The sequence below is a fragment of the Mesorhizobium abyssinicae genome (assembly GCF_049887195.1).
GTDB classification, from domain to species: domain Bacteria; phylum Pseudomonadota; class Alphaproteobacteria; order Rhizobiales; family Rhizobiaceae; genus Mesorhizobium; species Mesorhizobium abyssinicae.
Window position 1 is genome coordinate 751343 of record NZ_JARAKC010000001.1, and the last position, 23329, is coordinate 774671.

Annotated in this window: 22 protein-coding genes; 14 read left to right on the forward strand and 8 right to left on the reverse strand. The window is 65.8% G+C overall.

Annotated features, from left to right (window positions below; all coding sequences use genetic code 11):
• Positions 1-20: 20 nt before the first annotated feature.
• The 8 genes from kdpA (at position 21) to PU724_RS03485 (ending at position 9258) form a co-directional block, all read left to right on the forward strand.
• Positions 21-1724, forward strand: coding sequence for a potassium-transporting ATPase subunit KdpA (kdpA, locus tag PU724_RS03450; RefSeq protein WP_128273637.1), 1704 nt, complete (start codon positions 21-23; stop codon positions 1722-1724).
• A 7-nt stretch (positions 1725-1731) separates the two neighbouring features.
• Positions 1732-1941: a hypothetical protein gene (locus PU724_RS03455; protein ID WP_127283513.1), complete on the forward strand. Its 210-nt coding sequence runs from the start codon at positions 1732-1734 to the stop codon at positions 1939-1941.
• Positions 1938-4031, forward strand: a complete 2094-nt coding sequence (gene kdpB / locus PU724_RS03460) for a potassium-transporting ATPase subunit KdpB (RefSeq protein ID WP_354419692.1) — start codon at positions 1938-1940, stop codon at positions 4029-4031. The genes PU724_RS03455 and kdpB overlap by 4 nt, the downstream gene beginning before the upstream one ends.
• 11 nt (positions 4032-4042) lie before the next feature.
• Complete coding sequence (gene kdpC / locus PU724_RS03465) at positions 4043-4612, forward strand: potassium-transporting ATPase subunit KdpC (RefSeq protein ID WP_354419693.1); 570 nt, start codon at positions 4043-4045, stop codon at positions 4610-4612.
• Positions 4613-4684: 72 nt separating this feature from the next.
• Complete coding sequence (locus PU724_RS03470) at positions 4685-7420, forward strand: DUF4118 domain-containing protein (protein ID WP_354419695.1); 2736 nt, start codon at positions 4685-4687, stop codon at positions 7418-7420.
• Positions 7417-8109, forward strand: coding sequence for a response regulator transcription factor (locus PU724_RS03475; protein WP_127287136.1), 693 nt, complete (start codon positions 7417-7419; stop codon positions 8107-8109). Before PU724_RS03470 ends, PU724_RS03475 begins: the two co-directional genes overlap by 4 nt.
• A 239-nt stretch (positions 8110-8348) precedes the next feature.
• A complete protein-coding gene (locus PU724_RS03480; protein WP_354419697.1) occupies positions 8349-8648 on the forward strand; it encodes a hypothetical protein in 300 nt (99 codons plus the stop codon).
• A gap of 133 nt (positions 8649-8781) precedes the next feature.
• Entirely contained in the window at positions 8782-9258 is a 477-nt protein-coding gene (locus PU724_RS03485; protein WP_354419699.1) for an NUDIX hydrolase, read from the forward strand.
• A 2-nt stretch (positions 9259-9260) separates the two neighbouring features.
• Here the strand turns inward: PU724_RS03485 and PU724_RS03490 are convergent, their stop codons facing one another.
• The 5 genes from PU724_RS03490 to PU724_RS03510 form a co-directional block, all read right to left on the reverse strand.
• Complete coding sequence (locus PU724_RS03490; protein WP_354419700.1) at positions 9261-10109, reverse strand: citryl-CoA lyase; 849 nt, start codon at positions 10107-10109, stop codon at positions 9261-9263.
• Complete coding sequence (locus tag PU724_RS03495) at positions 10106-11290, reverse strand: CaiB/BaiF CoA transferase family protein (RefSeq protein ID WP_354419702.1); 1185 nt, start codon at positions 11288-11290, stop codon at positions 10106-10108. Before PU724_RS03495 ends, PU724_RS03490 begins: the two co-directional genes overlap by 4 nt.
• Positions 11291-11305: 15 nt before the next feature.
• Positions 11306-12829 carry a tripartite tricarboxylate transporter permease gene (locus tag PU724_RS03500; protein ID WP_354419704.1) on the reverse strand — a complete coding sequence of 508 codons (1524 nt, stop codon included), beginning with the start codon at positions 12827-12829 and terminating at the stop codon, positions 11306-11308.
• A 4-nt stretch (positions 12830-12833) separates the two neighbouring features.
• Positions 12834-13367, reverse strand: a complete 534-nt coding sequence (locus tag PU724_RS03505) for a tripartite tricarboxylate transporter TctB family protein (RefSeq protein WP_354419706.1) — start codon at positions 13365-13367, stop codon at positions 12834-12836.
• Between the two features lie 133 nt (positions 13368-13500).
• The gene (locus PU724_RS03510) at positions 13501-14466 is read right to left on the reverse strand and encodes a Bug family tripartite tricarboxylate transporter substrate binding protein (RefSeq protein WP_128275121.1); all 966 of its coding nucleotides are present in this window, start codon (positions 14464-14466) and stop codon (positions 13501-13503) included.
• A gap of 202 nt (positions 14467-14668) precedes the next feature.
• Between PU724_RS03510 and PU724_RS03515 the strand changes: the two genes are divergently transcribed.
• On the forward strand, positions 14669-15439 hold the full coding sequence (locus tag PU724_RS03515) for an IclR family transcriptional regulator (RefSeq protein ID WP_354419708.1): 771 nt from the start codon (positions 14669-14671) through the stop codon (positions 15437-15439).
• A 309-nt stretch (positions 15440-15748) separates the two neighbouring features.
• Positions 15749-18232: an EAL domain-containing protein gene (locus PU724_RS03520; RefSeq protein WP_354419709.1), complete on the forward strand. Its 2484-nt coding sequence runs from the start codon at positions 15749-15751 to the stop codon at positions 18230-18232.
• A gap of 30 nt (positions 18233-18262) precedes the next feature.
• On the opposite strand, the gene PU724_RS03525 is transcribed toward PU724_RS03520, so the two are convergent.
• Positions 18263-18802, reverse strand: a complete 540-nt coding sequence (locus PU724_RS03525; RefSeq protein WP_320255859.1) for a GNAT family N-acetyltransferase — start codon at positions 18800-18802, stop codon at positions 18263-18265.
• Positions 18803-19012: 210 nt separating this feature from the next.
• On the opposite strand from PU724_RS03525, the gene PU724_RS03530 reads away from it, so the two are divergent.
• Positions 19013-19462, forward strand: coding sequence for a DUF2214 family protein (locus PU724_RS03530; RefSeq protein WP_354419711.1), 450 nt, complete (start codon positions 19013-19015; stop codon positions 19460-19462).
• Here the strand turns inward: PU724_RS03530 and nth are convergent.
• Positions 19456-20265, reverse strand: coding sequence for an endonuclease III (gene nth / locus PU724_RS03535; RefSeq protein ID WP_354419713.1), 810 nt, complete (start codon positions 20263-20265; stop codon positions 19456-19458). The genes PU724_RS03530 and nth overlap by 7 nt on opposite strands.
• A gap of 22 nt (positions 20266-20287) precedes the next feature.
• On the opposite strand from nth, the gene PU724_RS03540 reads away from it, so the two are divergent.
• Positions 20288-20782: a DUF2244 domain-containing protein gene (locus PU724_RS03540; RefSeq protein ID WP_354419715.1), complete on the forward strand. Its 495-nt coding sequence runs from the start codon at positions 20288-20290 to the stop codon at positions 20780-20782.
• Positions 20783-20785: 3 nt separating this feature from the next.
• Here the strand turns inward: PU724_RS03540 and PU724_RS03545 are convergent, their stop codons facing one another.
• Positions 20786-21601, reverse strand: a complete 816-nt coding sequence (locus tag PU724_RS03545; protein WP_354419716.1) for a class I SAM-dependent methyltransferase — start codon at positions 21599-21601, stop codon at positions 20786-20788.
• 130 nt (positions 21602-21731) lie between these two features.
• Here PU724_RS03545 and PU724_RS03550 point away from each other — a divergent pair, with 130 nt between their 5' ends.
• Entirely contained in the window at positions 21732-22619 is an 888-nt protein-coding gene (locus PU724_RS03550) for a methylated-DNA--[protein]-cysteine S-methyltransferase (RefSeq protein ID WP_354420154.1), read from the forward strand.
• Between the two features lie 234 nt (positions 22620-22853).
• Positions 22854-23324 carry a hypothetical protein gene (locus PU724_RS03555; RefSeq protein ID WP_127286382.1) on the forward strand — a complete coding sequence of 157 codons (471 nt, stop codon included), beginning with the start codon at positions 22854-22856 and terminating at the stop codon, positions 23322-23324.
• Positions 23325-23329: the final 5 nt, after the last annotated feature.

Here is a 23329-nt window from a genome sequence, read left to right on the forward strand (position 1 = left end):
AGGCACGGAAAGCTCTTCTCATGACTCTCAACGGTTGGATACAGATCCTCGTCTATTGCGGGATCGTCGTTTTGCTGGTGAAGCCGCTCGGCGGCTACATGTACCGGGTCTTCAACGGCGAACGCACCTTGCTGTCGCCGGTCTTCGGCCCGATCGAACGCGGGCTCTATCGCATTTCGGGGACCAGCGAGCGCGAGGAGCAGCACTGGACCACCTATGCGGCCGGCATCATGGTCTTCAGCCTGGCGAGCTTCCTGCTGCTCTATGCCCTTCAGCGGCTGCAGGGCGTGCTGCCCTACAACCCCGCTGGGATGACCGCCGTCGAGCAAAACCTCGCCTTCAACACCGCCGCCAGCTTCGTCACCAACACCAACTGGCAGAACTATGGCGGCGAAAGCACCATGTCCTACCTGGTGCAGATGGCCGGCCTTACCGTGCAGAACTTCGTCTCGGCGGCCGTCGGTATTGCCATCGCGGTCGCCCTGATCCGCGGCTTCGCCCGCGCCTCGTCGAAGTCGATCGGTAATTTCTGGGTCGATGTGACCCGCTGCACGCTCTACATCCTGCTGCCGCTCTGCGTCCCGCTCACCCTCGTCTATGTTTGGCTGGGCATGCCGCAGACGCTTGGCCCCTATGTCGACGCCACCACGCTCGAGGGCGCCAGGCAGACGCTCGCCCTCGGCCCTGTCGCCTCGCAGGTCGCCATCAAGATGCTCGGCACCAATGGCGGCGGCTTCTTCAACGCCAACGCCGCGCATCCCTTCGAGAACCCCGACGCGATCTCCAACCTGATCCAGATGGTGACGATTTTCGCGCTGGGCGCGGCGCTCACCAACGTCATCGGCCGCATGGTCGGCAACCAGCGCCAGGGCTGGGCGATCCTCGCCGCCATGGGCGTGCTGTTCGTCGCCGGCGTCGCCGTCTGCTACTGGGCAGAAGCATCTGGCAATCCGCTGGTCCATGCGCTCGGCATCGATGGCGGCAACATGGAAGGCAAGGAGACGCGCTTCGGCATCGCCGCGTCGGCGCTGTTTGCCGTCATCACCACGGCCGCCTCCTGCGGCGCGGTCAACGCCATGCATGATTCCTTCACCGCCATTGGCGGCCTGGTCCCGATCCTCAACATGCAGCTCGGCGAGGTCATCGTCGGCGGCGTCGGCGCCGGCTTCTACGGCATCCTGATGTTCATCGTCGTCACCGTCTTCGTCGCCGGCCTGATGGTCGGCCGCACGCCTGAATATCTCGGCAAGAAGATCGAGGCCAAGGAGGTCAAGATGGCGATGCTCGCCATCCTCTGCCTGCCGCTGGCGATGCTGATCTTCACGGCCATCGCAGTCGTGCTGCCGAGCGCCGTCGCCTCGATGGGCAATGGCGGTCCGCACGGCTTCTCCGAGGTCCTCTACGCCTACACGTCCGCCGCTGCCAACAACGGCTCGGCCTTTGGCGGCCTCACCGGCAACACGCCCTGGTACAACATCACGCTCGGCATCGGCATGCTGATGGGCCGCTTCCTGGTCATCATCCCGGCGCTGGCCATCGCCGGCTCGCTGGTGGCAAAGAAGACGGTGCCCGCGTCGGCCGGCACCTTCCCCACCGACGGCCCGCTGTTCGTCGGCCTGCTGGTCGGCGTCATCCTGATCGTCGTCGGCCTCACCTTCTTCCCGGCGCTGGCGATCGGACCGATCGTCGAGCACCTGGCCATGATCCATGGGCAGACCTTCTGAAACCACCATGTCCTGGTTCACCTACATGCGTCGCAAGGTCAGGCCCCGAGCTGAAAATGAGGGGGAGGCAACTCCCCGTCCCTTCCCGACCATATCCACCTTCCTCGGCCTGGCAGTGGTCATGATCGTGATCTGGCTGCTGGTCTACGGGCCGCCCTTTTCGGCATCCGACCGCTCGGCGTCGTCCAACACCATCGATACTGGAGCCTCAAAATGAGCCAGTCCAAATCCGCCAGCATCATCGATGCCCGCATCCTGTGGCCCGCCATGGGCGGCGCCTTCCGGAAGCTCGACCCGCGCACGCTGGTCAGGAACCCGGTGATGTTCGTCGTCGCCGTCGTCTCGCTGCTCACCACCGTGCTGTTCGTCAGGGACCTGCTCACCGGCGGCGGCGATCGCGGCTTCACACTGCAGATCATCATCTGGCTGTGGTTCACCGTGCTGTTCGCCAACTTCGCCGAAGCCGTCGCCGAAGGCCGCGGCAAGGCGCAGGCCGACTCGCTACGCAAGGCGCGCACCGAGACCCAGGCCAAGCTGCTCGCCGGCGAGGACCGCGCCAAGTTCAAGCTGGTGCCCGGCACCAGCCTCAAGGTCGGCGACATCGTGCTGGTCGAGGCCGGCGACATCATCCCCTCCGACGGCGAGGTGATCGAAGGCGTCGCCTCCGTGAACGAAGCGGCGATCACCGGCGAATCCGCACCGGTCATCCGCGAATCCGGCGGCGACCGCTCGGCCGTCACCGGCGGCACGCAGGTGCTGTCGGACTGGATCCGCGTGCGCATCACCGCAGCCTCCGGCCATACCTTCCTCGACCGCATGATCTCGCTGGTCGAGGGCGCGGAACGCCAGAAGACGCCGAACGAGATCGCACTCAACATCCTGCTCGTCGGCATGACGCTGATCTTCGTGCTGGCCACCGCCACCATTCCGAGCTTCGCCTCCTATTCGGGTGGCTACATACCGGTGACGGTGCTGGTCGCGCTCTTCGTGACGCTGATCCCGACGACGATCGGCGCGCTGCTCTCAGCCATCGGCATCGCCGGCATGGACCGCCTGGTGCGCTTCAACGTGCTGGCCATGTCCGGCCGCGCCGTCGAGGCCGCCGGCGACGTCGACACGCTGCTGCTCGACAAGACCGGCACGATCACGCTCGGCAACCGCCAGGCGACGGAGTTCCGTCCGGTCAAGGGCGTCACCGAGCAGGAGCTGGCCGACGCCGCGCAGCTTGCCTCGCTGGCCGACGAGACGCCGGAGGGCCGCTCGATCGTAGTGCTGGCCAAGGAGAAATACGCCATCCGCGCCCGCGACATGGCGACATTGCACGCGACCTTCGTGCCCTTCACCGCGCAGACCCGCATGAGCGGTGTCGACATCGACGGCTCGTCGGTGCGCAAGGGCGCCGTCGATTCCGTGCTTGCCCATGTCAACCAGTTGACATCAGCCAGCCATGCAACGCGGCCGGGCACCGAGACGATCCGGGACCTGCAGGCAATCGCCGACGAGGTCGCCAAGTCCGGCGGCACGCCGCTGGCGGTCGAGCGCGACGGACGCCTGCTCGGCATCGTCCACCTGAAGGACATCGTCAAGGGCGGCATCCGCGAGCGTTTCGCCGAATTGCGCAAGATGGGCATCCGCACCGTGATGATCACCGGCGACAACCCGATGACTGCGGCGGCGATCGCGGCGGAGGCAGGCGTCGACGACTTCCTCGCCCAGGCGACGCCCGAGGACAAGTTGAAGCTGATCCGCGACGAGCAGGCCAAGGGCAAGCTGGTCGCCATGTGCGGCGACGGCACCAACGACGCGCCGGCGCTCGCCCAGGCCGATGTCGGCGTCGCCATGAACACCGGCACGGTGGCCGCGCGTGAAGCGGGCAACATGGTGGACCTGGATTCCGACCCGACCAAGTTGATCGAGATCGTCGAGATCGGCAAGGCGCTGCTGATGACGCGCGGCTCGCTGACCACCTTCTCCATCGCCAACGATGTCGCAAAATACTTCGCCATCATCCCGGCGATGTTCGCCGTCTTCTATGTCGCGCCGGGCCAGACAACCGGCCCACTGCAGGCGCTCAACATCATGCATCTGGCGACGCCGCAAAGCGCCATCCTGTCGGCCATCATCTTCAACGCGCTGATCATCATCGCCCTGATCCCGCTGTCGCTGAAGGGCGTCAAATACCGCGCCATCGGCGCCGGCGCGCTGCTCAGCCGCAATCTCCTCGTCTACGGCCTTGGCGGCGTCATCGTCCCCTTCCTCGGCATCAAGGCGATCGACATGGCCGTCACCGCGCTCGGCCTCGCATAAGGACCATCTCCATGCTCAAGCAAATCAGACCCGCGATAGTCATGATCGTCTTCTTCACCATCCTCACCGGCCTGGTCTACCCGATCGGCATGACCGGGATCGCCCAGGCGCTGTTTCCGCGCCAGGCCAATGGCAGCCTGGTCGAGAAGGACGGCAAGGTCATCGGCTCCGAACTGATCGGCCAGGCCTTTGCCAGCGACCGCTATTTCCACGGCCGCCCCTCCGCCGCCGGCGACGGCTACAACGCCACCGCCTCCGGCGGCTCCAACCTCGGCCCGACCAACCCCAAGCTGGTCGACCGCATCAAGGGCGATGCCGACAAGCTGAAGGCGGAAAATCCGGGCCAGCCGGTGCCGATGGATCTGGTGACGACCTCGGGCAGCGGCCTCGATCCGCACGTCAGCCCCGAGGCCGCCTATTTCCAGATTGCCCGCGTCGCCAAGGCAAGGGACATCAGCGAAGCCAAGGTCAAGGCGCTTGTCGAAAGCCATATCGAGGACCGCGAGCTCGGCGTCCTCGGCGAGCCGGTCGTCAACGTGCTGGCGCTCAACCTCGCGCTGGACGACGCCACGAAACCGTGAATGGCGGCGCCGGGGATCGACAGCGTACCCGGCGCCATCCATGTTTAGGATTGGTGCCAGATCTAGGATCAGATGCCGGACGACAGAAGCAACGAAACCAGACCCTCTCCCGACGCGCTGCTCGAGCACGCTGAACGGGAGGAGCGCGGCCGCCTGCGGATTTTCCTCGGCGCCGCGCCCGGCGTCGGCAAGACCTATGAGATGCTGATGGCCGGCCGCGCCCGGCTGGCCGACGGCATTGACGTGGTGATCGGCATCGTCGAGACGCACGGCCGCAAGGAGACCCAGGCGCTGGTCGAAGGCTATGAGCTGATCCCGCGCCGCCAGGTCGACTACAAGGGGCGTGTCCTCGACGAGATGGACCTCGACGCCATCCTTGTCCGCCGCCCGGCCCTGGTACTCGTCGACGAGCTCGCCCACACCAACGCTCCCGGCAGCCGCCATCCCAAGCGCTATCTCGACGTCCAGGAGATCCTGACGCACGGCATCGACGTCTACACCACGCTCAACATCCAGCATGTCGAAAGCCTGAACGATGTCGTGGCGCAGATCACCCGCGTCAGGGTGCGCGAGACGGTCCCCGATTCCGTTATCGACCAGGCCGACGACATCGAGATCATCGATCTCACGCCGGACGACCTGATCAAGCGGCTGGAGGAAGGCAAGGTCTATTTCCCCAACACCGCCCAGCGCGCCATCGAGAACTATTTCTCGCCGGGCAATCTGACGGCGCTGCGCGAGCTGGCGCTGCGCCGCACCGCCCAGCGCGTCGACGAGCAATTGCTGAACCACATGCAGTTGCACGCCATTCCCGGGCCGTGGGCGGCGGGCGAAAGGGTGCTCGTCTGCGTCGATGCGCGCCCGGGCGGCGCTGCCCGCATCCGCTATGCGCGCCGACTGGCCGACCGGCTTCGCGCCCCCTGGACGGCGCTGCATGTCGACACGCCACGCTCGGCCGGCATGAGCGAAGACCATAAGGACCGGCTTGCGGCGAACCTGCGCCTCGCCGAGCAGCTCGGCGCCGAGGTCACCACCATTCCGGGCCAGTACGTCGCGCAGGACATCGTTCGCCATGCCAAGGCGAACAACTTCACCCATATCGTCATCGGCAGGCCGACCCGCTCGCGCTGGCGGGAATTGATCGAGGGCTCGCTCACCTACGATCTCATCCGCGATGCTGGCGACATCAGCGTCCATGTCATTTCGGGAACGGAGCAGGCCAGCGAGGCGGTGCCGAAGACTGTCGGCACGGCAGCCGAGCAGAAGCCCTTCGAGATCTGGCCCTATCTGTTTGCCACGGCCTATGTCGCCGGCTCGCTCGCCTTCGGCGCGGCCCTCGACCAGTTTCTCGACGTCCGCAATCTCGCCATCGTCTTTCTCGTGGCGGTGCTGGCCTCGGCCGTGACCGGCGGCATCTGGCCGGCCTTGTATGCCTGCCTGGTCAGTGCCCTGGCGTTCAACTTCTTTTTCCTCGAACCGCGCTACACGCTGACGATCCGGGATCCCGAGAGCATTGTCGCGCTTGCCATCTTCCTCGTCGTCGCCGTCATCGCCAGCAACCTGACCGCGCGCGTGCAGCGCCAGGCGATCGCCGCCCGCTCGCGGGCGCGCGCCACGGAGGACCTCTATCAGTTTTCAAGGAAGCTCGCCGGCGCCGGCACGCTGGACGACGTGTTGTGGGCGACCGCCTTCCAGATCGCGCTGATGCTGAAGCTGCGCGTCGTCCTGCTTCTGCCCGAGAACGGCACGATCACCGTCAAGGCCGGCTATCCTCCCGACGACACGCTGGCCGAGGCCGACATCGCGGCCGCCCGCTGGGCCTGGGAGCATAACCGCGCCGCCGGCCGCGGCGCCGACACGCTGCCCGGCGCGAAACGCCTCTACCTTCCTCTGAGAACTGGCCGCACCGCGATCGGCGTCGTCGGCCTCGACGACGACAGGCAGGGACCGCTGCTGACGCCCGAGCAGCAACGCCTGCTCGATGCGCTTGCCGACCAGGCGGCGGTCGCCATCGAGCGCATCCAGCTCGCCGCCGACGTCGACCGTGCCAAGCTCGCCGCCGAGGCCGACCGCTTGCGCTCGGCGCTGCTCACCTCGATTTCGCATGACCTGAAGACCCCGCTCGCCGCCATCATGGGCGCGGCCGGCACGCTGAGGGAATTCGCGGCTGCGCTGCCCGAAACGGACCGTGCCGAGCTGTTGTCGACCGTGCTCGACGAATCGGAGCGGCTGAACCGCTTCATCGCCAACCTGCTCGACATGACCAAGATCGAATCCGGCGCGATGGAGCCGAACCACGCCTTCCATTTTGTCGGTGACATTGTCGGCTCGGCCCTGCTTCGCGCACGCAAGATCACCGAGGAGCACAAGACCGAGATCGACATCCCCGCCGACTTGCCGATGCTCAGGCTCGATCCGGTGCTGTTCGAGCAGGCGCTGTTCAATCTCCTCGACAATGCCGCGAAATATGCCCCGCCCGGCTCCACCATCCGGCTGCAGGGCTGGGTCGACAACGGCTGCGTCATCCTGCAGATCATGGACGAGGGACCGGGCATTCCGCCCGATGATCTGGAGCGGATCTTCGACACCTTCTACCGGGTGCGCAAGCGCGACCAGGTGCGCGCCGGCACCGGGCTCGGCCTGTCGATCAGTCGCGGCTTCATCGAGGCGATGGGCGGCACGATCACCGCGGCAAACCGCACCGACCGCGCCGGCGCGATCTTCACCATCCGCATGCCGGTGCCGGCCGATGTGCCCGGCATGCGCCGCGCCAGTACGGACGATCAGACCAACAGTGATCCGGCATGACCAATCAGAACGTCACCATACTGGTCGTCGACGACGAGCCGCCGATCCGCAAATTGCTGCGCGTCGGTCTGGGCAGCCAGGGCTATGCGGTCTCCGAAGCACCCAACGCGAAGGCAGCCATCGAGCTGGTGGCGACGGAGAAGCCGGACCTGATCCTGCTCGATCTCGGCCTGCCCGGCATGACCGGTCATGAATTGCTCGGCAAATGGCGGGGCGAGGGTCTCGACATTCCCGTCGTCATCCTCTCCAGCCGCACCGACGAGGCCGGCATCGTCTCGGCACTGGAGCTCGGCGCCGACGACTACGTTACCAAGCCGTTCGGCATGAACGAGCTCGTCGCCCGCATCCGCGTGGCGCTGCGCCACAAGTTCCAGCAGCAGGGCGAGAAGCCGGTGTTCCACACCGGCGACCTGACCGTCGACCTGGTCAAGCGCATCGTCACGGTCGAGGGCAAGGAGGTGAAACTCTCGCCCAAGGAATACGACATCTTGCGCATCCTGGTGCAGCACGCCGGCAAGGTGCTCACCCATCATTTCCTGCTGAAGCAGGTCTGGGGCGACTCCACCGACGTGCAATATCTCAGGGTCTACGTCCGCCAGCTCCGGCAAAAGATCGAGAAGACCCCCGATCAGCCGCGCTACATCACCACCGAGACCGGCGTCGGCTACCGCCTGCGCGAGGTGGACTGATACGGGCGATCGGCACTGCCGATCGTCCCGATCCCAAGGGCGATCGGCACTGCCGATCGTCCCGGTCGGCCAAAGAAGGCACTCAGTCCGCCGACAGCTCCGCCATCAAGGGCAATGCCAGGTTGGTGGGCAGATTCGTGGCGGATGAACCAATCAATTCGGCGTGGCCGCCCATCGACCATGGCACCGCCTGTCAAATGCCCTATATGGATGGTAGATTTTAACGCGGGAGCGGACCGATGCCGCAGCTTCGTCCAACGACGGTTCTGATGTCGGCAATGCTGGCGACGGCGATCGTGCCGGCGGTGGCTCCCCATGCCTTGGCGCAGGTGATTGTCCCAACAAATCGCAATGTGCTGGTCCAGCAGAACGAACTGCTGCAGCTGCAGAACAGGATGCTGCGGCAGCAGTTCCAGCAACAGCAGCAGCTAAATCGCGAGCTGGACCGCCAGATTGTGCCGCAGCCTCGTCCGCAGGTGCCGGTTGTCAAGCCGGGCTGCCAGGTGCTGGGCAATGCAATTTTGACGTCGTGCCGCTGACAAGCCGGCATTTTCGATTTATTTAGCCGACTTACCTGCTGGAAAATGCACGTTGCGTTGCCGGCGGTTTTGGGGTTTTGCGGCATGGCGCCCTCCCTTCTGGGCAGGGGCGCGATCCGGCCGGATTCTGGGAATGGCAGCGACCAAGAAGACAGCGGTACGCAAGGCAAAGAAGGGGGAACGGATCCGCCAGGTGGCGGCCATCCCCTTTCGGCTGGACGCCGGCGGCAACATCGAGGTGATGCTGGTGACGTCGCGCACGACCAGGCGCTTCATCGTGCCAAAAGGCTGGCCGATGAAGGGCAAGAGCGGGCGCAAGGCGGCCATGATCGAAGCGCGGGAAGAAGCCGGCGTCCTCGGCGACATCCTGAAACAGCCGGCCGGCACCTATTCCTACTGGAAACGCCTGGCAAGCCGCTTCGTCCGCGTCGACGTCGTCGTCTACCTGCTGAACGTGACGGAGGAGCTGCCCCGCTGGATGGAAGCGGGCACGCGGCAGCGGGCATGGCTTGCCCCGGCCGATGCGGCGCTGCTTATCGACGAGCCGGATCTGTCGACGTTGCTGAGGGATTTGACTGTCCCCCAGACCGAGCCTCCCGACGCGATTTGAGATCAGCTGCTCTCATCCTCGCGCCCGGGAAACGGTCGTGCCGGAGTACCCGTATAGGCCCACAGCCATTCCCGCGGCAGCGGCCCCTTGTTGCGCTCGGTTTCCTGCGACTGCTCCCAGGCATGCGCCAGGACGCCGACCGAGCGCGACAGCACGAAAAGGCCGCGCGTCAGCGGTGGCGGGAAGCCGAGCTCGCCATAGATCACCGCCGTCGCGCCGTCGATGTTGAGCGGGATGCGCTTGCCCTTGCGCCGCGCCACCTCGGCCTCGATGGCCTCTGCGATGTCGGCGAAGCGGCCGCCGACCACGCCGCGCGCCGCGAAATCGCGGGTCAGTTCGATGAGCCGCGGCGCACGCGGATCAACCGGATGGAAGCGATGGCCGAGACCCGGCACATAGCCCCTGTCCTCGGCGAAGAAACGATCGAGCCGCGCCGCCACCGCATCGGCCAGCGTCGTGCCCTGGTCTATCGCCGCGGCGATGTCGCCGTAGAAGGAAAGCGCCTGCTCGCCGGCGCCGCCATGCACGTCGCCCAGCACGTTGATGGCCGAAGCCATCGCATTGTTGATGCCGACGCCGCAGGTCGCCGCCATGCGGGCGATGGCGATCGACGGCGCCTGCGGCCCGTGGTCGACGGCGGCGCCCAGCGCGATGCCAAGCAGCGCCGCCTGGTCCTCGCTGGGCAATTCGCCGCGCAGCATCAGCCAGATCATGGCTGGAAAGCTGACGCGACCGATAAGGTCCTGGATCTCGTAGCCGCGCAGCCGGATCACGCCGGGGCTCATCTCGATGATGCCGGTCCGCCACCAATCCTCGCCGCGCGCGCGGCCGGTCTTTTTGTCCTCGCTCATGCCGGCGCTCTTGTCTTGTCGCGCGCCGGCAGCGTCGCAAACACCTCGTCCATATGCTCGCCCAGCGCCGGCGGCGGCCCGGCCGGCAGCGGTGCCGCGCCGTCGACCATGAAGCCGCCGCGCACCACCGTCAGCGGCCGGTCCATGCCGGGCACGCCTTCGAAGCGGGTCGTCATGCCGCGCTCGGTCACCTGGCGCTCGTCGAGCACCTGCGGGATCGTCAGCACCCGCCCGGCCGGCACGCCGGCGCGGTTGAGCTTTTCCTCCCAGGCGGCGGCCGAGGCGCCCGCCAGCGCATCCTCGATCAGCGCCTTCAGCGCGGCGCGGTTCTGCTTGCGCGCCTCGCGCTCGGCAAAGCGCGGATCCGATGCCAGTTCGGGCCGTCTGATCAGTTGGGAAAGCGTGACGAACTGCTCCTGCTTGTTGGCGGCGATGTTGAGCAGCCCCTCGCCGGTGCGGAACGCGCCCGACGGTGCGGCCGTCATGTTCTCATTGCCCATCGGCCGCGGCTCGACGCCGGCGGTCAGATAGTTGGACACCGGCCAGCCGAGCGCCGAAAGCGTGCATTCTAACATCGACACGTCGAGGAATGCCCCCTCGCCGCTCGTCTTCTGCTTGACCAGGGCCGCAGCAATGGCGAAGGCGCCGACCAGCCCGCCGAGGGTGTCGGCGACCGGATAGCCGACACGCAGCGGCGCCGTTTCCGGCGTGCCGGTGATGCTCATGATGCCCGACAGGCCCTGGATGATCTGGTCATAGGCCGGATTGTCGCGCATCGGCCCGCTCTGGCCGAAGCCCGATATGGCGCAGTAGACGAGACCCGGGCGGACCGCCTTCAAGCTGGCATAGCCGAGCCCAAGCCTGTCCATGACGCCCGGCCGGAAGTTTTCCACCAGCGCGTCGGCGGACGCGACCAGGTCGAGGAAGCGGTCGCGATCGGCCTCCTGCTTGAGATCGAGCACGACCGATCGTTTGCCGGCGTTCTGCGCCAGGAAAGAGGCGCCCATGCCGGCCTGGTTGAGCGTTGCCGAAGCGCCGAGCTGACGCGCCAGATCCCCGCCATTCGGCGCCTCGACCTTGATCACGTCGGCGCCGAGCAGCGCCAGCTGGTAGGCGCAATAAGGGCCGGCCAGCACATTGGTCAGATCGAGGACGCGGATGCCGGAAAGCAGGTCGGTCATGATGCTCCAGATCGATCAGGCATCGCCGGGCACGTGCTCCGGTCCGCGCCTGCGCCGGTGCTCGATCCAGGCCCAGATATGCGGCCCGACGAGACCGATGAAGGCGAGCGTCAGCAGCGTCAGCGACAGCGGATGCCGGTAGAATACCGTCCAGTCGCCGTTGGCGATCGTCATCGCGCGGCGGAACTGCGTCTCGGCCAAAGGCCCGAGGATCATGCCGATGACGACCGGCGCGGTCGGGAAATCGAAGCGCCGCATCAGGAAGCCGGCCGCCCCCAGAAGATAGAGGATGACGAGATCGACCGGCGACTGCGAGATGCCATAGGTGCCGACGGTGGCGAACACCAGGATGCCGGCATAAAGCTGCGGCGCCGGGATCTTCAAGAGCCGCACCCACAGGCCGATCAGCGGCAGGTTGAGGATGACGAGGATGACGTTGGCGATGAACAGGCTGGCGATCAGGCCCCAGACGAGATTGGCCTGTGTCGTCAAGAGCAGCGGCCCCGGGTTGATGCCGTAGCTTTGGAAGGCCGACAGCATGATCGCGGCGGTGGCTGAGGTCGGCAGTCCAAGCGTGAGCATCGGCACCAGCACGCCGGCGGCGGAGGCGTTGTTGGCGGCTTCCGGGCCGGCCACGCCCTCGATGGCGCCGACCGTGCCGAACTCCTCCTTGTGCTTCGACAGCTTCTTCTCGATCGCATAGGAGAGGAAGGTCGGGATCTCGGCGCCGCCGGCCGGCATGGCGCCGATCGGGAAGCCGATCAGGGCGCCGCGCAGCCATGCCTTCCACGAGCGTCCCCATTCGGCCGCGGTCATGTAGAGCGAGCCCTTGAGCGGCACGATCTCGTCCTTGCCGGCATAGCGGCGCGAGGCCATGTAGAGCGTCTCGCCGACCGCGAACAGGCCGACCGCGACGATGATGACGTCGACGCCGTCGAGCAGTTCGCCCATGCCGAAGGTGAAGCGCGGCTGCCCGGTTTGCAGGTCGACGCCGATCATGCCGATGACGAAGCCGGCGAACAGGCTGGTGAGACCGCGCACCGAGGACGAGCCCAGCACCGCCGAGACGGTGATGAAGGCGAGCACCATCAGCGAGAAATACTCGGCCGGGCCGAAGGCCAATGCGAACTTGACCACGAGCGGGGCCAGGAAGGCGACGCCCAGCGTGCCAATGGTGCCGGCGACGAAAGAGCCGATCGCCGAGGTGGCGAGCGCGGCGCCGCCGCGGCCCGAGCGCGCCATCCGGTTGCCTTCCAGGGCGGTGACGATGGTGGCGCTTTCGCCGGGCGTGTTGAGCAGGATCGACGTCGTCGAGCCGCCATACATGGCGCCGTAATAGATGCCGGCGAACAGGATGAAGGAGGCTTCCGGCGCCACCTGGTAGGTGATCGGCAGAAGCAGCGCGATGGTCAGCGCCGGCCCGAGGCCGGGCAGCACGCCGATCGCCGTTCCGAGCGTCGTGCCGACCAGGCACCACAAAAGATTGGCCGGCGTGAAGGCTACCGAGAAGCCGTGTGCGAGTTGGTTGAGCGTGTCCATGGCGTCAGCCCCTGACCATGGCGATGACGGCGTTGATCACCGTGTTCAGCTGGTTCTCGACGAAGCCGGCGCCGATGTTGACGCCGAGCGCCTTGGCGAAGCCGAAATAGGCCGCTAGCGCCAGGATCAGCCCGAGCAGCACGTCGCGCAGCGGACGGCGGCTGCCGAAGCCGTAGCAGACCAGAACGAACATGATCACCGAGGCGGCGGTGAAGCCGAGCGGATGGATGAGCGTAAGGTTGGCGACGAGGCCGGCAACCACGAAGCCCATCGACTTCCAGTCGGTCGGCGTCTCCTTCTCCTCCTCGGGCTGCCAGCCGCCCCGGAGCGCCGCGACGATGAGCAGCAGCGACAGCACCACCATGCCGGCCATGGTGATGTAGGGGAAGACCCTGGGACCGACCTTGGAATAGAGCGGCGACACCGGGATCGCCAGCGTCTGCCAGGCCACGGCCGCGGCGCAGGCGAGGAGCCCGACGCCGATCAACAATTCGGGTATGGCGAAGCGCGGCGGCGCCTGCTGGTCGCTGGTGCTCATGAATGTCCTCCCTGGATGACCGGCATCCCACGGCCGGCCCTGACCGCAGTCTCACCCGCTATGGAGTTCATGTCCATGCGCATGGCGAGCGTCGAGGCGGGGCGGCGCCGGCCGCCCCGCTCCGGGGGAGGCGTCAGGCGAGGCCGAGATCCTTGAGGATGGCGCCGATGCGGGCGGTGTCCTCGGTGACGAACTTGGCATAGTCGTCGCCGGTGAGCAGGATCGGCGTCCAGTTGCGGTTCTTGCACTCGGTCGCCCAGGCCTCGCTCTTTGCCATCGTCTCGACCAGCTTGATGAGCGACGCCTTGTCGGCATCGGACACGCCGGGCGGGGCGAAGACGCCACGCCAGTTGAACAATTCGACATCGATGCCGGCCTCCTTCAGCGTCGGCGCGTCGATGCCCTCCTGGCGCTTATCGGCGGAGATGGCGAGCAGCCTGAGCGCCCCCGCCTTGATCTGCTCGGAGAACTCGCCATAGCCGGAAATGCCGGCCGCCACCTGGTTGCCGAGCAGCGCCGACAGCGCCTCGCCACCGCCGGCGAACGGCACATAGGAGAGATTGGTCGCCGGCACGCCGGCCGACTTGGCGATCAGCCCGAACAAAATATGGTCCGAACCGCCGGCCGAGCCTCCGGCCACCGGAACCTGGGTCGGATCGGCCTTGAGCGCGGCGACGAAGTCGGCGGCGGTCTTGAACGGCGACGCCGCCGGCACCACCAGCGCTTCGAACTCGCCGGTGAGGCGGGCGATCGGGATCACCTCGGTCAGGTTGTTGGCCGACTTGTTGGCGATGATGGCGCCGACCATGACCATGCCGGCCACCATCAGCGAATTGGCCTTGCCATTCCACTGGTTGACGAATTGCGGCAGGCCGACCGTGCCGCCGGCACCGCCGACATTGGTGATCTGCGAGCCCGAGATCAGCTTTTCAGAGCGCAGCACCTGGTCGATCGTGCGTGCCGTCTGGTCCCAGCCGCCGCCGGGCGCGGCCGGCACGAAGATCTGGAGCTGCGGCGCGTCCTGCGCGAAGGCGGGCGTGAAGTGCAGTGCCGCGAAGCCGGCCGCGGTGCTCGTCAAGAATCTGCGTCTGTTCAGCATGGGATTCCTCCAAATCACGACACCTCCTCCGGTGCCTGCCAAGACGTGGCCTGAATTCAGACCCGCCTTCGAGTTCAAGCATTTGTGACTGCGTTCTGTCAACGGGAATGGCATTCTACTGGACAGAACGATTTTGCCACGACAAAATCGCCTCATCCGGGCTTGGCCTGGACGGGGCGACCAACATGAAATCATCATCGGGATGAAAAATACACCTGCCAGCCCGGCGTCGGCCGAAGGCGTTGCCGCGCTCGACCGCGCCATCGCCATCCTCGACGCATTCACCCCCGCCGACCGCTCGCTCGGCCTGGCCGAGATCGCGACCCGCACCGGCCTCTACAAGAGCACCATACTGAGGCTCGCCAACTCGCTGATGCGCGGGCAATTGCTGGAACGCCTGGACGACGGGCGCTATCGCATCGGGCCGGCCACCTTCAGGCTTGGCGCGCTCTACCAGCGCTCGGTGGTGGCGATGGATGTCCTGCTGCCGATCATGCGCGACCTGTCCGAGCGGAGCTGGGAAAGCGTCGCCTTCTATGTCCGCTCCGGCGACGTCCGTACCTGCCTCTACCGCGTCGAGTCCAAGCATCCGATCCGCTACACGATCCGCGAGGGCGACGTGCTGCCCTTGCTGGCCGGCTCCGGCGGCCGCGTGCTCGCGGCATTTTCCGGCGAGCCGGGCGAACCCTATGAGACCATCCGCGAAGACTATCATCACCTGTCGGTGGGCGATCGCGATCCCGAGACGGCTGGCGTCTCGGCGCCTGTCTTCGGCCCCGGACGGACCCTTCTCGGCGCGATCACCCTGGCCGGGCCGAGAACGCGCGTGGACGCGGCCTTTCTGCGGCGCATGACCACGCCCCTGCTCGAGGCCGCCGCCCGCGCCACCCGCGCCTTCGGCGAAGACGCCTCGATGCTCGAACGGGCAAGCGTGAAAGCGGCCGGCGCCGGCAAAGCACTGGAATCCATCTGAATTATGTTCACAGGCTTCGGCCGCGACTTGCCGGACATTGGCGTTCGGGCAAATTGGAAGCAGTCGAGCCGCAATAATATTTTCCTAAAATCCGATCCTATACCCTAGCGTAAGCTCGCCGCGGAAGAAGACGCCTTGTGTCGAGCTAAAATACTCGACAAGTTTATTGGCTGTTAAGGCCGACATGCTAGTCGAGCTGTTGTCGCATGACGAGCTGCGACATGAGGGCGAGAGGTTTCGTCCGACCCATGACTGATCGGTCGGACCGGCGGATTCACGGGGAGCCATGGCAATTTCCATGGAAGCTTGATGAGGCTGTCAGCGGCGCTTGCCAGTCCGCGTCTTGTCGGGCTGGTCTGGCCATTCATACTCGTGGTCCTGATCCAGGCTCTCGTTGCCAGCGGCAGCCTCTATACGCTTTCGGCCGTTCGCGCCTACGTTGGCGGCGAAAGCCATTGGTCGAAGGGACAGAAAGAGGCCATCTATTTCCTCAGCCTCTATGTCGATACCGGCAAAACGGACTTCTTCAACGAATATCGCGCCGCGATCGCCGTTCCGCTGGCCGACCACAAGGCGCGGCTGGCGCTCGAGCAAGCCGAGCCTGACACCGACGCGGCGCGCGCCGGTTTCCTGCAAGGCGGAAATCACGCCGACGATGTCACCGGGATGATCTGGCTGTTCCGCAACTTCCGCGATGTCAGCTACCTCGATGTGGCCATCCAGCGCTGGGCGGCGGCAGACGTCATGATCCTGGCGCTCGACGAGCTTGGCAACGCCATCCACCGCAAGATCGAGGAAGGACCGGCATCGGCGGCGCAGATCGGCGCCTGGAAGGCAGAGATCCACCGGCTCAACGATGAGATCGGCCCCCTTTCCAAGGCATTCTCCGACAGCCTGGGTGAAGGTTCGCGTTTCATCAAGCTGGCATTGACGCTGGCCAACCTCGCCACGGCGGCCTTGCTGATCCTGCTTGCCGTGTGGCGCACGCGCAAGCTGCTGGCGCAGCGTCAGGCCTTTCAGAACGCGCTCAACGCCGAACGCGAACGGGCCCAGATCACGCTCGCCTCGATCGGCCAGGCCGTCATCAGCACGACTGCCGACGGGCGGCTGGACTATATGAACGCCGTTGCCGAGCGTCTGCTGGCGCGCCAGTTCGATGCGGAAAAGGGCAAGCCGATCGCATCGCTGTTCAGGCTCATCGACAAGGAAACGGGCGTCGAGGAGACACGATGGATGGAGCGCCTGCTGGCCGGCGAGCCGCAGCCCGCCAACGCCCGACCATGGCTGCTCAAGCGCGCCGACGGCTCGGTCGTTCCCGTCGCCTTGACCGGCGCGCCGCTGTCGGTCGCGGGCAGGCTGGTCGGCGCCGTGCTCGCGGTCCACGACATGACGCGCGAACAGGACTATATCGAGCGGCTCTCATGGCAGGCATCGCACGACGCGCTGACCGGGCTTGCCAACCGCCGCGACTTCGAGAACCGCCTGCAAAGGACGGCGGCGGACTTGCACAGCCGGCCCGGCCAGCACGCGCTGATGTATCTCGATCTCGATCAGTTCAAGCTCGTCAACGATACATGCGGCCATGCCGCCGGCGACCAGCTGCTACGCCAGGTTTCGGTCCTGCTCGGCAACGAGCTGCGCGCGGGCGACATCCTGGCCAGGCTCGGCGGCGACGAGTTCGGCGTGCTGCTCTTCGACTGCAGCGCCGATGTCGCGGCCGATATCGCCGAACGGTTGCGGGCGACCGTGCAGGATCTGCATTTCTCCTGGAATGGACGGCCCTTCGTTATCACTGTCAGCATCGGCGTGGTGCAGATCACCGATGCCGAAGTCACACTCGAGGAGACCCTGCAGGCCGCCGACGTCGCCTGTTACATGGCCAAGGAGAAGGGCCGCAACCGGGTTCAGCTGCACAGCGACAGCGACACTGCCCTGCGCGAACGCTTCACCGAGATGGCCTGGGTCCAGCGCCTGCACGCTGCCCTGGAGGAAAATCGCTTCAGGCTCCATTGCCAGGAGATCTGGCCGCTCAATGATGCCGTGGCCGAAGCCGGCGCGCATATCGAAATCCTGCTGCGGCTGACGGATGAGGACGGCTCCATCGTCTCGCCGGCCAGCTTCATCCCGGCGGCCGAGCGCTATGGGCTGATGCCGGCGATCGACCGCTGGGTCGTGCGCGGCGCATTCGCCGTTCTGGCCGCGCGCCTTGCCAACCCAACGGCCGCTCCGATCGCCACCTGCGCCATCAATCTCTCGGGGGCGAGCTTCGGCGACGAGACGTTCCTCGACTTCCTGCGCGAACAGTTCGGCGTCTTCGGCATTCCGCCGAACATGGTCTGCCTGGAGATCACCGAGACCAGCGCCATTGCCGATCTCGCCAACGCGATGCGCTTCATTGCCCAGTTGCGCGAGTTGGGATGCCGCTTCGCCCTCGACGACTTCGGCTCCGGCATGTCGTCCTTCGCCTATCTGAAACACCTGCCCGTCGACTATCTGAAAATCGACGGCAGCTTCGTCAAGGACATGCTGGAGGACCGCATCGACCGAGCCATGGTCGAGATGATCCATCATATCGGCAAGGTGATGGGCAAGCGCACGATTGCCGAGTTCGTTGAAAGCGAGAGCATCATCGAGGCCCTGAAGTCGATCGGCGTCGACTATGGCCAGGGCTATGCGATCGCCCGGCCGCAACCCTTCAACGCAACGACGAAGCTGCTGAGTCCGAGCGCGCATCCTGCCGCTGACGGCGGTCCGGACAGCGCTCTCGCGCGCAAGCTGCGCATGGCCGGCTGAGGATGGCCGGCTGAGGATGGCCGGGCCGGCTCAGGGATGCCGCTCCAGCAGGATCGTCGCGTTGTCGTGATAGGTGGTGCGCAGGATTTCCGTGTAGCCGCATTTGGCCGCGACATTGAGCGAGGCGGTGTTTTCCGGATCGATGATGCAGACTGTTCTGGCCGGCGAGAACGTCACGTCGCCCCAGGCGAGAGCCCGCTGTACCACTTCGCTGGCCAGTCCCCGGCCCTGCGCTTCCGGAGCCAGCGCCCAGCCAGCTTCCGGCACGCCCTCGATCGAGGGCTCGATGGCGCGCTTCAGATCGTGAAAGCCGGCCTCGCCGATGAAACGGCTGGTCGTCTTCTCCTCGATCGCCCAGAAACCGTAGCCGAGCAGCGACCACAGGCCGGCATGACGCAGGAAGCGCATCCAGCTTTCCTCGCGTGTGCGCGGCTTGCCGCCGATGAAGCGGGTGACGGCGGGATCGGCCCACATGGCGACGTAGGCGTCGAAATCGTCCAGCCGGTGCGCCCGCAGGATGGTCCGCGCCGTTTCGATGACCGGCACGCCGGTTGCCTTCGGACTGCCCATGAAACTTGCCTCCCTTGAACGTCAAGCAGGCGCCTAGCAAACCTCCTGCACCGAACAAGGGCCACGGCGGTCCGGATCATCCTCCAGACCAGAACGTCCCATCACGCCAGGGCAGCTAGCTGCCGGCCATGTCTGGGAATTCTGTCCGGCGATGCTAGTCTTCGCGGGAATCTGATTCAGCCCGCGTGTCATCCAACCAGAGGAAAAAGCATGGATACCACCGACCTCGTGCTGGCCATCATCCATCATCTGCTGGTGTTTTCGCTGGCCGGCATCATCGGCGCCGAATTCGTGCTGATCCGCGGCGACTTGCCCGCCGCGACGCTGAAGCGCCTTGTCGGCATCGACCGCCATTACGGCATCATCGCCGCGCTGATCGTCATCGTCGGCGCCGGCCGTGTCTTCTATGGCCTCAAGGGCTCGGAGTTCTACATCTACAACTGGATGTTCTGGGCAAAGATGACGGCCTTCGTCATCGTCGGCCTTTTGTCGATCATCCCGACCATGCGCTTCATCTCCTGGAACCGGCAGGCCGGCGCCACTCCCGGCTTTCAGGTGCCGGCGGCGGAGCTCGCCTCGGTGAAGACCTATGTCCGCGCCGAAGCCTTTGTCTTCCTGCTGATCCCGGTCTTTGCCGCGGCGATGGCGCGCGGCTACTGAGCCTCCACGGCGACGCTCTCCGCAAGCGGCGCGATCGGCACCAGCGGCGCTGGTATCTCGGACGTTTTCTCGGCCGCTTTGCACAGATCGGCGATGACGCAGGCCGGGCAGTCCGGCTTGCGCGCCTTGCAGACATAGCGGCCGTGCAGGATCAACCAGTGATGCGCATGGCGCATATATTCTTCCGGAATGATCTTCAGCAGCCCCTGCTCGACCTGCTCAGGCGTCTTGCCGGGCGCCAGCCCCAACCGGTTGCCGATGCGCAATATATGCGTGTCGACCGCCATCGTGTGCTGGCCGAAGGCCATGTTGAGCACGACATTGGCGGTCTTGCGCCCGACCCCCGGCAGCCTGACCAGCTGGTCGCGGTCGTCTGGCACTTCGCCGCCATGCTCGTCGATCAGCGCCTTGGACAGCGCGATCACGTTCTTGGCCTTGTTGCGCCAGAGTCCGATGGTGCGGATGTAGTCGCCGACCTCTGCCTCGCCCAGCGCCAGCATCTTCTGCGGCGTGTCGGCGACCTTGAACAGCGCCCGCGTCGCCTTGTTGACGCCGGCATCGGTCGCTTGCGCCGAAAGCACCACGGCGACCAGGAAGGTGAAGGCGTTGACATGCTCGAGCTCGCCCTTCGGCTCCGGCCGCTGCACCGAAAACCGCCGGAAGATCTCATGCACTTCGGCCGGGCTGTAGAGCGGCCGTGATCGTGCCGGCCGCGGCCGCGGCTTGGCGTTCGAGCCGTCGCGCCGGCCGGGCGGCAGTGCATTTTTGGCCATCGGGGATTTTTTCGTCTTGGGGCTTGCCATTCCCTTCCTATAATATCCAGCCATGAGCGACACAAACGCCTCTTTCCAGGCCGACGAACCCTTCTTCCATGCCTTGCTGACACCGCACCGCTCGCTCGGCCGCACCGGCTTCTTCGTCCTGATGGCCGCGTTGTCGTTCGGCTGGCTGGTCACCGGCGCGTTCTTCCTGTCGCGCGGCGCCTGGCCGGTGTTCGGCTTCTTCGGGCTCGACGTGATCGCCGTCTACATCGCCTTCCGCGTCAACTACCGCGCCGCCCGCGCCCGCGAGGAGGTGTCGGTGTCGCGCACCAGCCTCGACATCCGCAAGACCGCGCCCTCGGGCAAATCGGAAGCGCACCGCTTCAATCCATTCTGGGCCCGCTTCTCGATCGCCCGCCATGCCGAGATCGGCATCACCAGGATGGCAGTGGAGGCGCAGGGGCAGATCGTGTCGATCGGGTCCTTCCTCGACCCCGCTTCCCGCGAAAGTTTTGCCGCAGCCTTTTCGCGCGCGCTCGCCACCGCCAGGGCGCGCTGATCGTCAAAATTGGAACCGCAGCAACCGACCCACCTTGCGAAGGGCCGGGATGTGGCTCCAAAGGCGGAAGATCAGGCCCGCGAACCAGCTCACGCGCGCGGCATGTTCGGGTTTGTAGGCGGAGGTCTCCTCCACCAACCGCAGGCCAGGCGCAGCCTGCTCCAGCTCGCGCGGGTCGTTGATCGCCCAGTGAAGCTCGGCCCCGGTAGCTCGGAACGTCGGGCTGGAACGCACGAATTTCAGACCGAGATCGCTGTAGGCGTCGCAGACAAGCTCGCCACCGGCCAGATGCGACACAAGCCGCGCAAACAATTTTGGACCCTCGTCGGCGGCGAGATAGGGCGTGAGCCCCTCCGCAACGATCATTGCCGGCCGATTGCCCGGCACAGCATCGAGCCAGCCGGGCTCGGTAACCGACGAAGCGATCAAATGGGTGTGGTCGCGCGGCGGAAAGAGCTTGCGCCTGAGCTCGATGACCTCGGGATAGTCTACGTCGAACCAATCGACGCCTGGCGGCGGATCGATGCGGAACACCCGTGTGTCGAGCCCGCAGCCGAGATGCAGCACGATGGCGTTGGGGTGCATGGCCAAGAAGGCCGACGTCCAGTCGTCCAGCGCCTTCGCCCGGATTGCCAGGCTGACGGCGAGATTGTCGTCGACCTTAAGCCTCGCGAAGTCATAGTCGATCCGGCGAACGGCCTCATCCGCGAAGCGATCTTGCAACAGCGAATCCGGCCTCCGGCTTTCCAGCGCCTTGCCGTAGACGGTGATGAGCAGGGTTTCCTTTTCCCGGGTGAGATGGACTTTCTCGCCGGCCATGGGCTTTCCTTTCACTGAGCCAGTTCTATCTGGGCGCCGGTTGCTGGAAGGCAAGTTTCGGGTGGTGGCAGAGGGCGGGAACAACGATATTCGCGCTCAAGGAGATATTGCCATGAACGCCCAGATGACCATGAATGCGCAGATGAAACCGACCGCGATCCTTCAGAACGACATCACCCCCGAAGGCAGTGATTACGAGGTCGTGCGCCGCGCCATCGAGAAGATCAGCCTCGACTATCGCGACCAGCCCTCGCTCGAGGTTCTGGCCGAGGAGGTCGGCGAGACGCCGACCGGGTTGCAGAAGCTGTTCACCCGCTGGGCCGGCCTGTCGCCCAAGGCCTTCCTGCAGGCGGTCACGCTCGACCACGCGCGCCGGCTGCTCGATTCCGGCATGCCGCTTCTCGAGACCTCGTTCGAGCTCGGCATGTCCGGCCCCGGCCGGCTGCACGACCTCTTCGTTACCCATGAGGCGATGTCGCCGGGCGACTACAAGACGCGCGGCGCCGGCCTCACCATCCGCTACGGCTATCACATCTCGCCCTTCGGCATCGCGCTGATCATGGTCACCGACCGCGGCCTTGCCGGCCTTGCCTTCAACGATGCCGGCGGCGAGCGCGCAGCCTTCGCCGACATGTCGGGGCGCTGGCCGAACGCGACGTATGTCGAGGACATGAGCGCCACCGCGCCCTATGCCGCGCGCATCTTCGATCCGAGGCTGTGGCGCGCCGACCAGCCGCTGCGCGTGGTGATGATCGGCACCGACTTCCAGCTGCGCGTCTGGGAAGCCCTGCTGCGCATTCCGATGGGCAAGGCCTGCACCTACTCCTCGATCGCCGCCAGCATCGGCGCGCCGAGCGCGAGCCGCGCGGTTGGCGCGGCCGTCGGCGCCAATCCGATGTCCTTCGTCGTGCCCTGCCATCGCGCGCTCGGCAAATCCGGGGCGTTGACCGGCTATCACTGGGGCCTGACGCGCAAGCGCGCCATCCTCGGCTGGGAGGCGGGACAGGTCGGGCCTTGAAACATCGATTTTTTCGGTGATTGTTGCACAAAACCGCAGATCGAAGTATAAGCAAGTATTCTTACACTTATTGGCCTGCAACAATAAGCGATGCAACCGGCGACAACCTGTGGTTTCGCCGGTTTTTCTCTTTGCAGGCAAGTCACGCCACTTGAGTTTACCCTAAATTAACCACGACAAAGCGAAGATACCTTTGCATTAAGTCGGACCAGCCGGCTTGATAGGAGGGTCTCGATGAAGTTCTTTCGCGCCGTCATCGGTGCGGCACTGCTGGTCGCCTGTATCGACCAGACCGCATCGGCCGCCACCGGAAACGTGTTGTTCAACGGCACGATCACCGCGACCTGCACGATCACAATCAATTCCAACGGCACGATGACCGTCAGCACCAACCTTCAGTCGCTGAGCTCCCACAATGCCGGCGGTTCGGCCGGCAGCGCCCAGGTCGACACCACGGGCGGCGTCACGCTCAGCGTCGACCCGGTTACGACCACCACCGTGCCGGCCTCGGATGTCACGGCCACCACATGGACCCCGACCTTCGCCACCTCCGGCGCGCAGACGATTGCCGAAACCGGAACGGCGACCGCGCTGACGGTACCCGGCACATCGACGGTCGCCGTCAACCTTGCAGGCACCAAGGGCGGCTCAAACCGCTTCTCCGCCGGCAACTACCAGGCGACCGTGACATTGCGCTGCGAATAGCCTCT

Excerpts from the sequence above, each read along its gene's own strand:
- PU724_RS03515 (WP_354419708.1), top strand. The coding sequence starts at position 14,669 with ATGAAAAATACACCTGCCAGCCCGGCGTCGGCCGAAGGCGTTGCCGCG.
- PU724_RS03495 (WP_354419702.1), bottom strand. The coding sequence starts at position 11,290 with ATGACCGACCTGCTTTCCGGCATCCGCGTCCTCGATCTGACCAATGTG.
- PU724_RS03530 (WP_354419711.1), top strand. The coding sequence starts at position 19,013 with ATGGATACCACCGACCTCGTGCTGGCCATCATCCATCATCTGCTGGTG.
- kdpB (WP_354419692.1), top strand. The coding sequence starts at position 1,938 with ATGAGCCAGTCCAAATCCGCCAGCATCATCGATGCCCGCATCCTGTGG.
- PU724_RS03520 (WP_354419709.1), top strand. The coding sequence starts at position 15,749 with ATGAGGCTGTCAGCGGCGCTTGCCAGTCCGCGTCTTGTCGGGCTGGTC.
- PU724_RS03500 (WP_354419704.1), bottom strand. The coding sequence starts at position 12,829 with ATGGACACGCTCAACCAACTCGCACACGGCTTCTCGGTAGCCTTCACG.
- PU724_RS03455 (WP_127283513.1), top strand. The coding sequence starts at position 1,732 with ATGTCCTGGTTCACCTACATGCGTCGCAAGGTCAGGCCCCGAGCTGAA.
- PU724_RS03480 (WP_354419697.1), top strand. The coding sequence starts at position 8,349 with ATGCCGCAGCTTCGTCCAACGACGGTTCTGATGTCGGCAATGCTGGCG.
- PU724_RS03545 (WP_354419716.1), bottom strand. The coding sequence starts at position 21,601 with ATGGCCGGCGAGAAAGTCCATCTCACCCGGGAAAAGGAAACCCTGCTC.
- PU724_RS03525 (WP_320255859.1), bottom strand. The coding sequence starts at position 18,802 with ATGGGCAGTCCGAAGGCAACCGGCGTGCCGGTCATCGAAACGGCGCGG.
- PU724_RS03550 (WP_354420154.1), top strand. The coding sequence starts at position 21,732 with ATGAATGCGCAGATGAAACCGACCGCGATCCTTCAGAACGACATCACC.
- PU724_RS03485 (WP_354419699.1), top strand. The coding sequence starts at position 8,782 with ATGGCAGCGACCAAGAAGACAGCGGTACGCAAGGCAAAGAAGGGGGAA.
- kdpA (WP_128273637.1), top strand. The coding sequence starts at position 21 with ATGACTCTCAACGGTTGGATACAGATCCTCGTCTATTGCGGGATCGTC.
- PU724_RS03490 (WP_354419700.1), bottom strand. The coding sequence starts at position 10,109 with ATGAGCGAGGACAAAAAGACCGGCCGCGCGCGCGGCGAGGATTGGTGG.
- PU724_RS03510 (WP_128275121.1), bottom strand. The coding sequence starts at position 14,466 with ATGCTGAACAGACGCAGATTCTTGACGAGCACCGCGGCCGGCTTCGCG.
- PU724_RS03555 (WP_127286382.1), top strand. The coding sequence starts at position 22,854 with ATGAAGTTCTTTCGCGCCGTCATCGGTGCGGCACTGCTGGTCGCCTGT.
- kdpC (WP_354419693.1), top strand. The coding sequence starts at position 4,043 with ATGCTCAAGCAAATCAGACCCGCGATAGTCATGATCGTCTTCTTCACC.
- PU724_RS03540 (WP_354419715.1), top strand. The coding sequence starts at position 20,288 with ATGAGCGACACAAACGCCTCTTTCCAGGCCGACGAACCCTTCTTCCAT.
- PU724_RS03505 (WP_354419706.1), bottom strand. The coding sequence starts at position 13,367 with ATGAGCACCAGCGACCAGCAGGCGCCGCCGCGCTTCGCCATACCCGAA.
- nth (WP_354419713.1), bottom strand. The coding sequence starts at position 20,265 with ATGGCAAGCCCCAAGACGAAAAAATCCCCGATGGCCAAAAATGCACTG.
- PU724_RS03475 (WP_127287136.1), top strand. The coding sequence starts at position 7,417 with ATGACCAATCAGAACGTCACCATACTGGTCGTCGACGACGAGCCGCCG.
- PU724_RS03470 (WP_354419695.1), top strand. The coding sequence starts at position 4,685 with ATGCCGGACGACAGAAGCAACGAAACCAGACCCTCTCCCGACGCGCTG.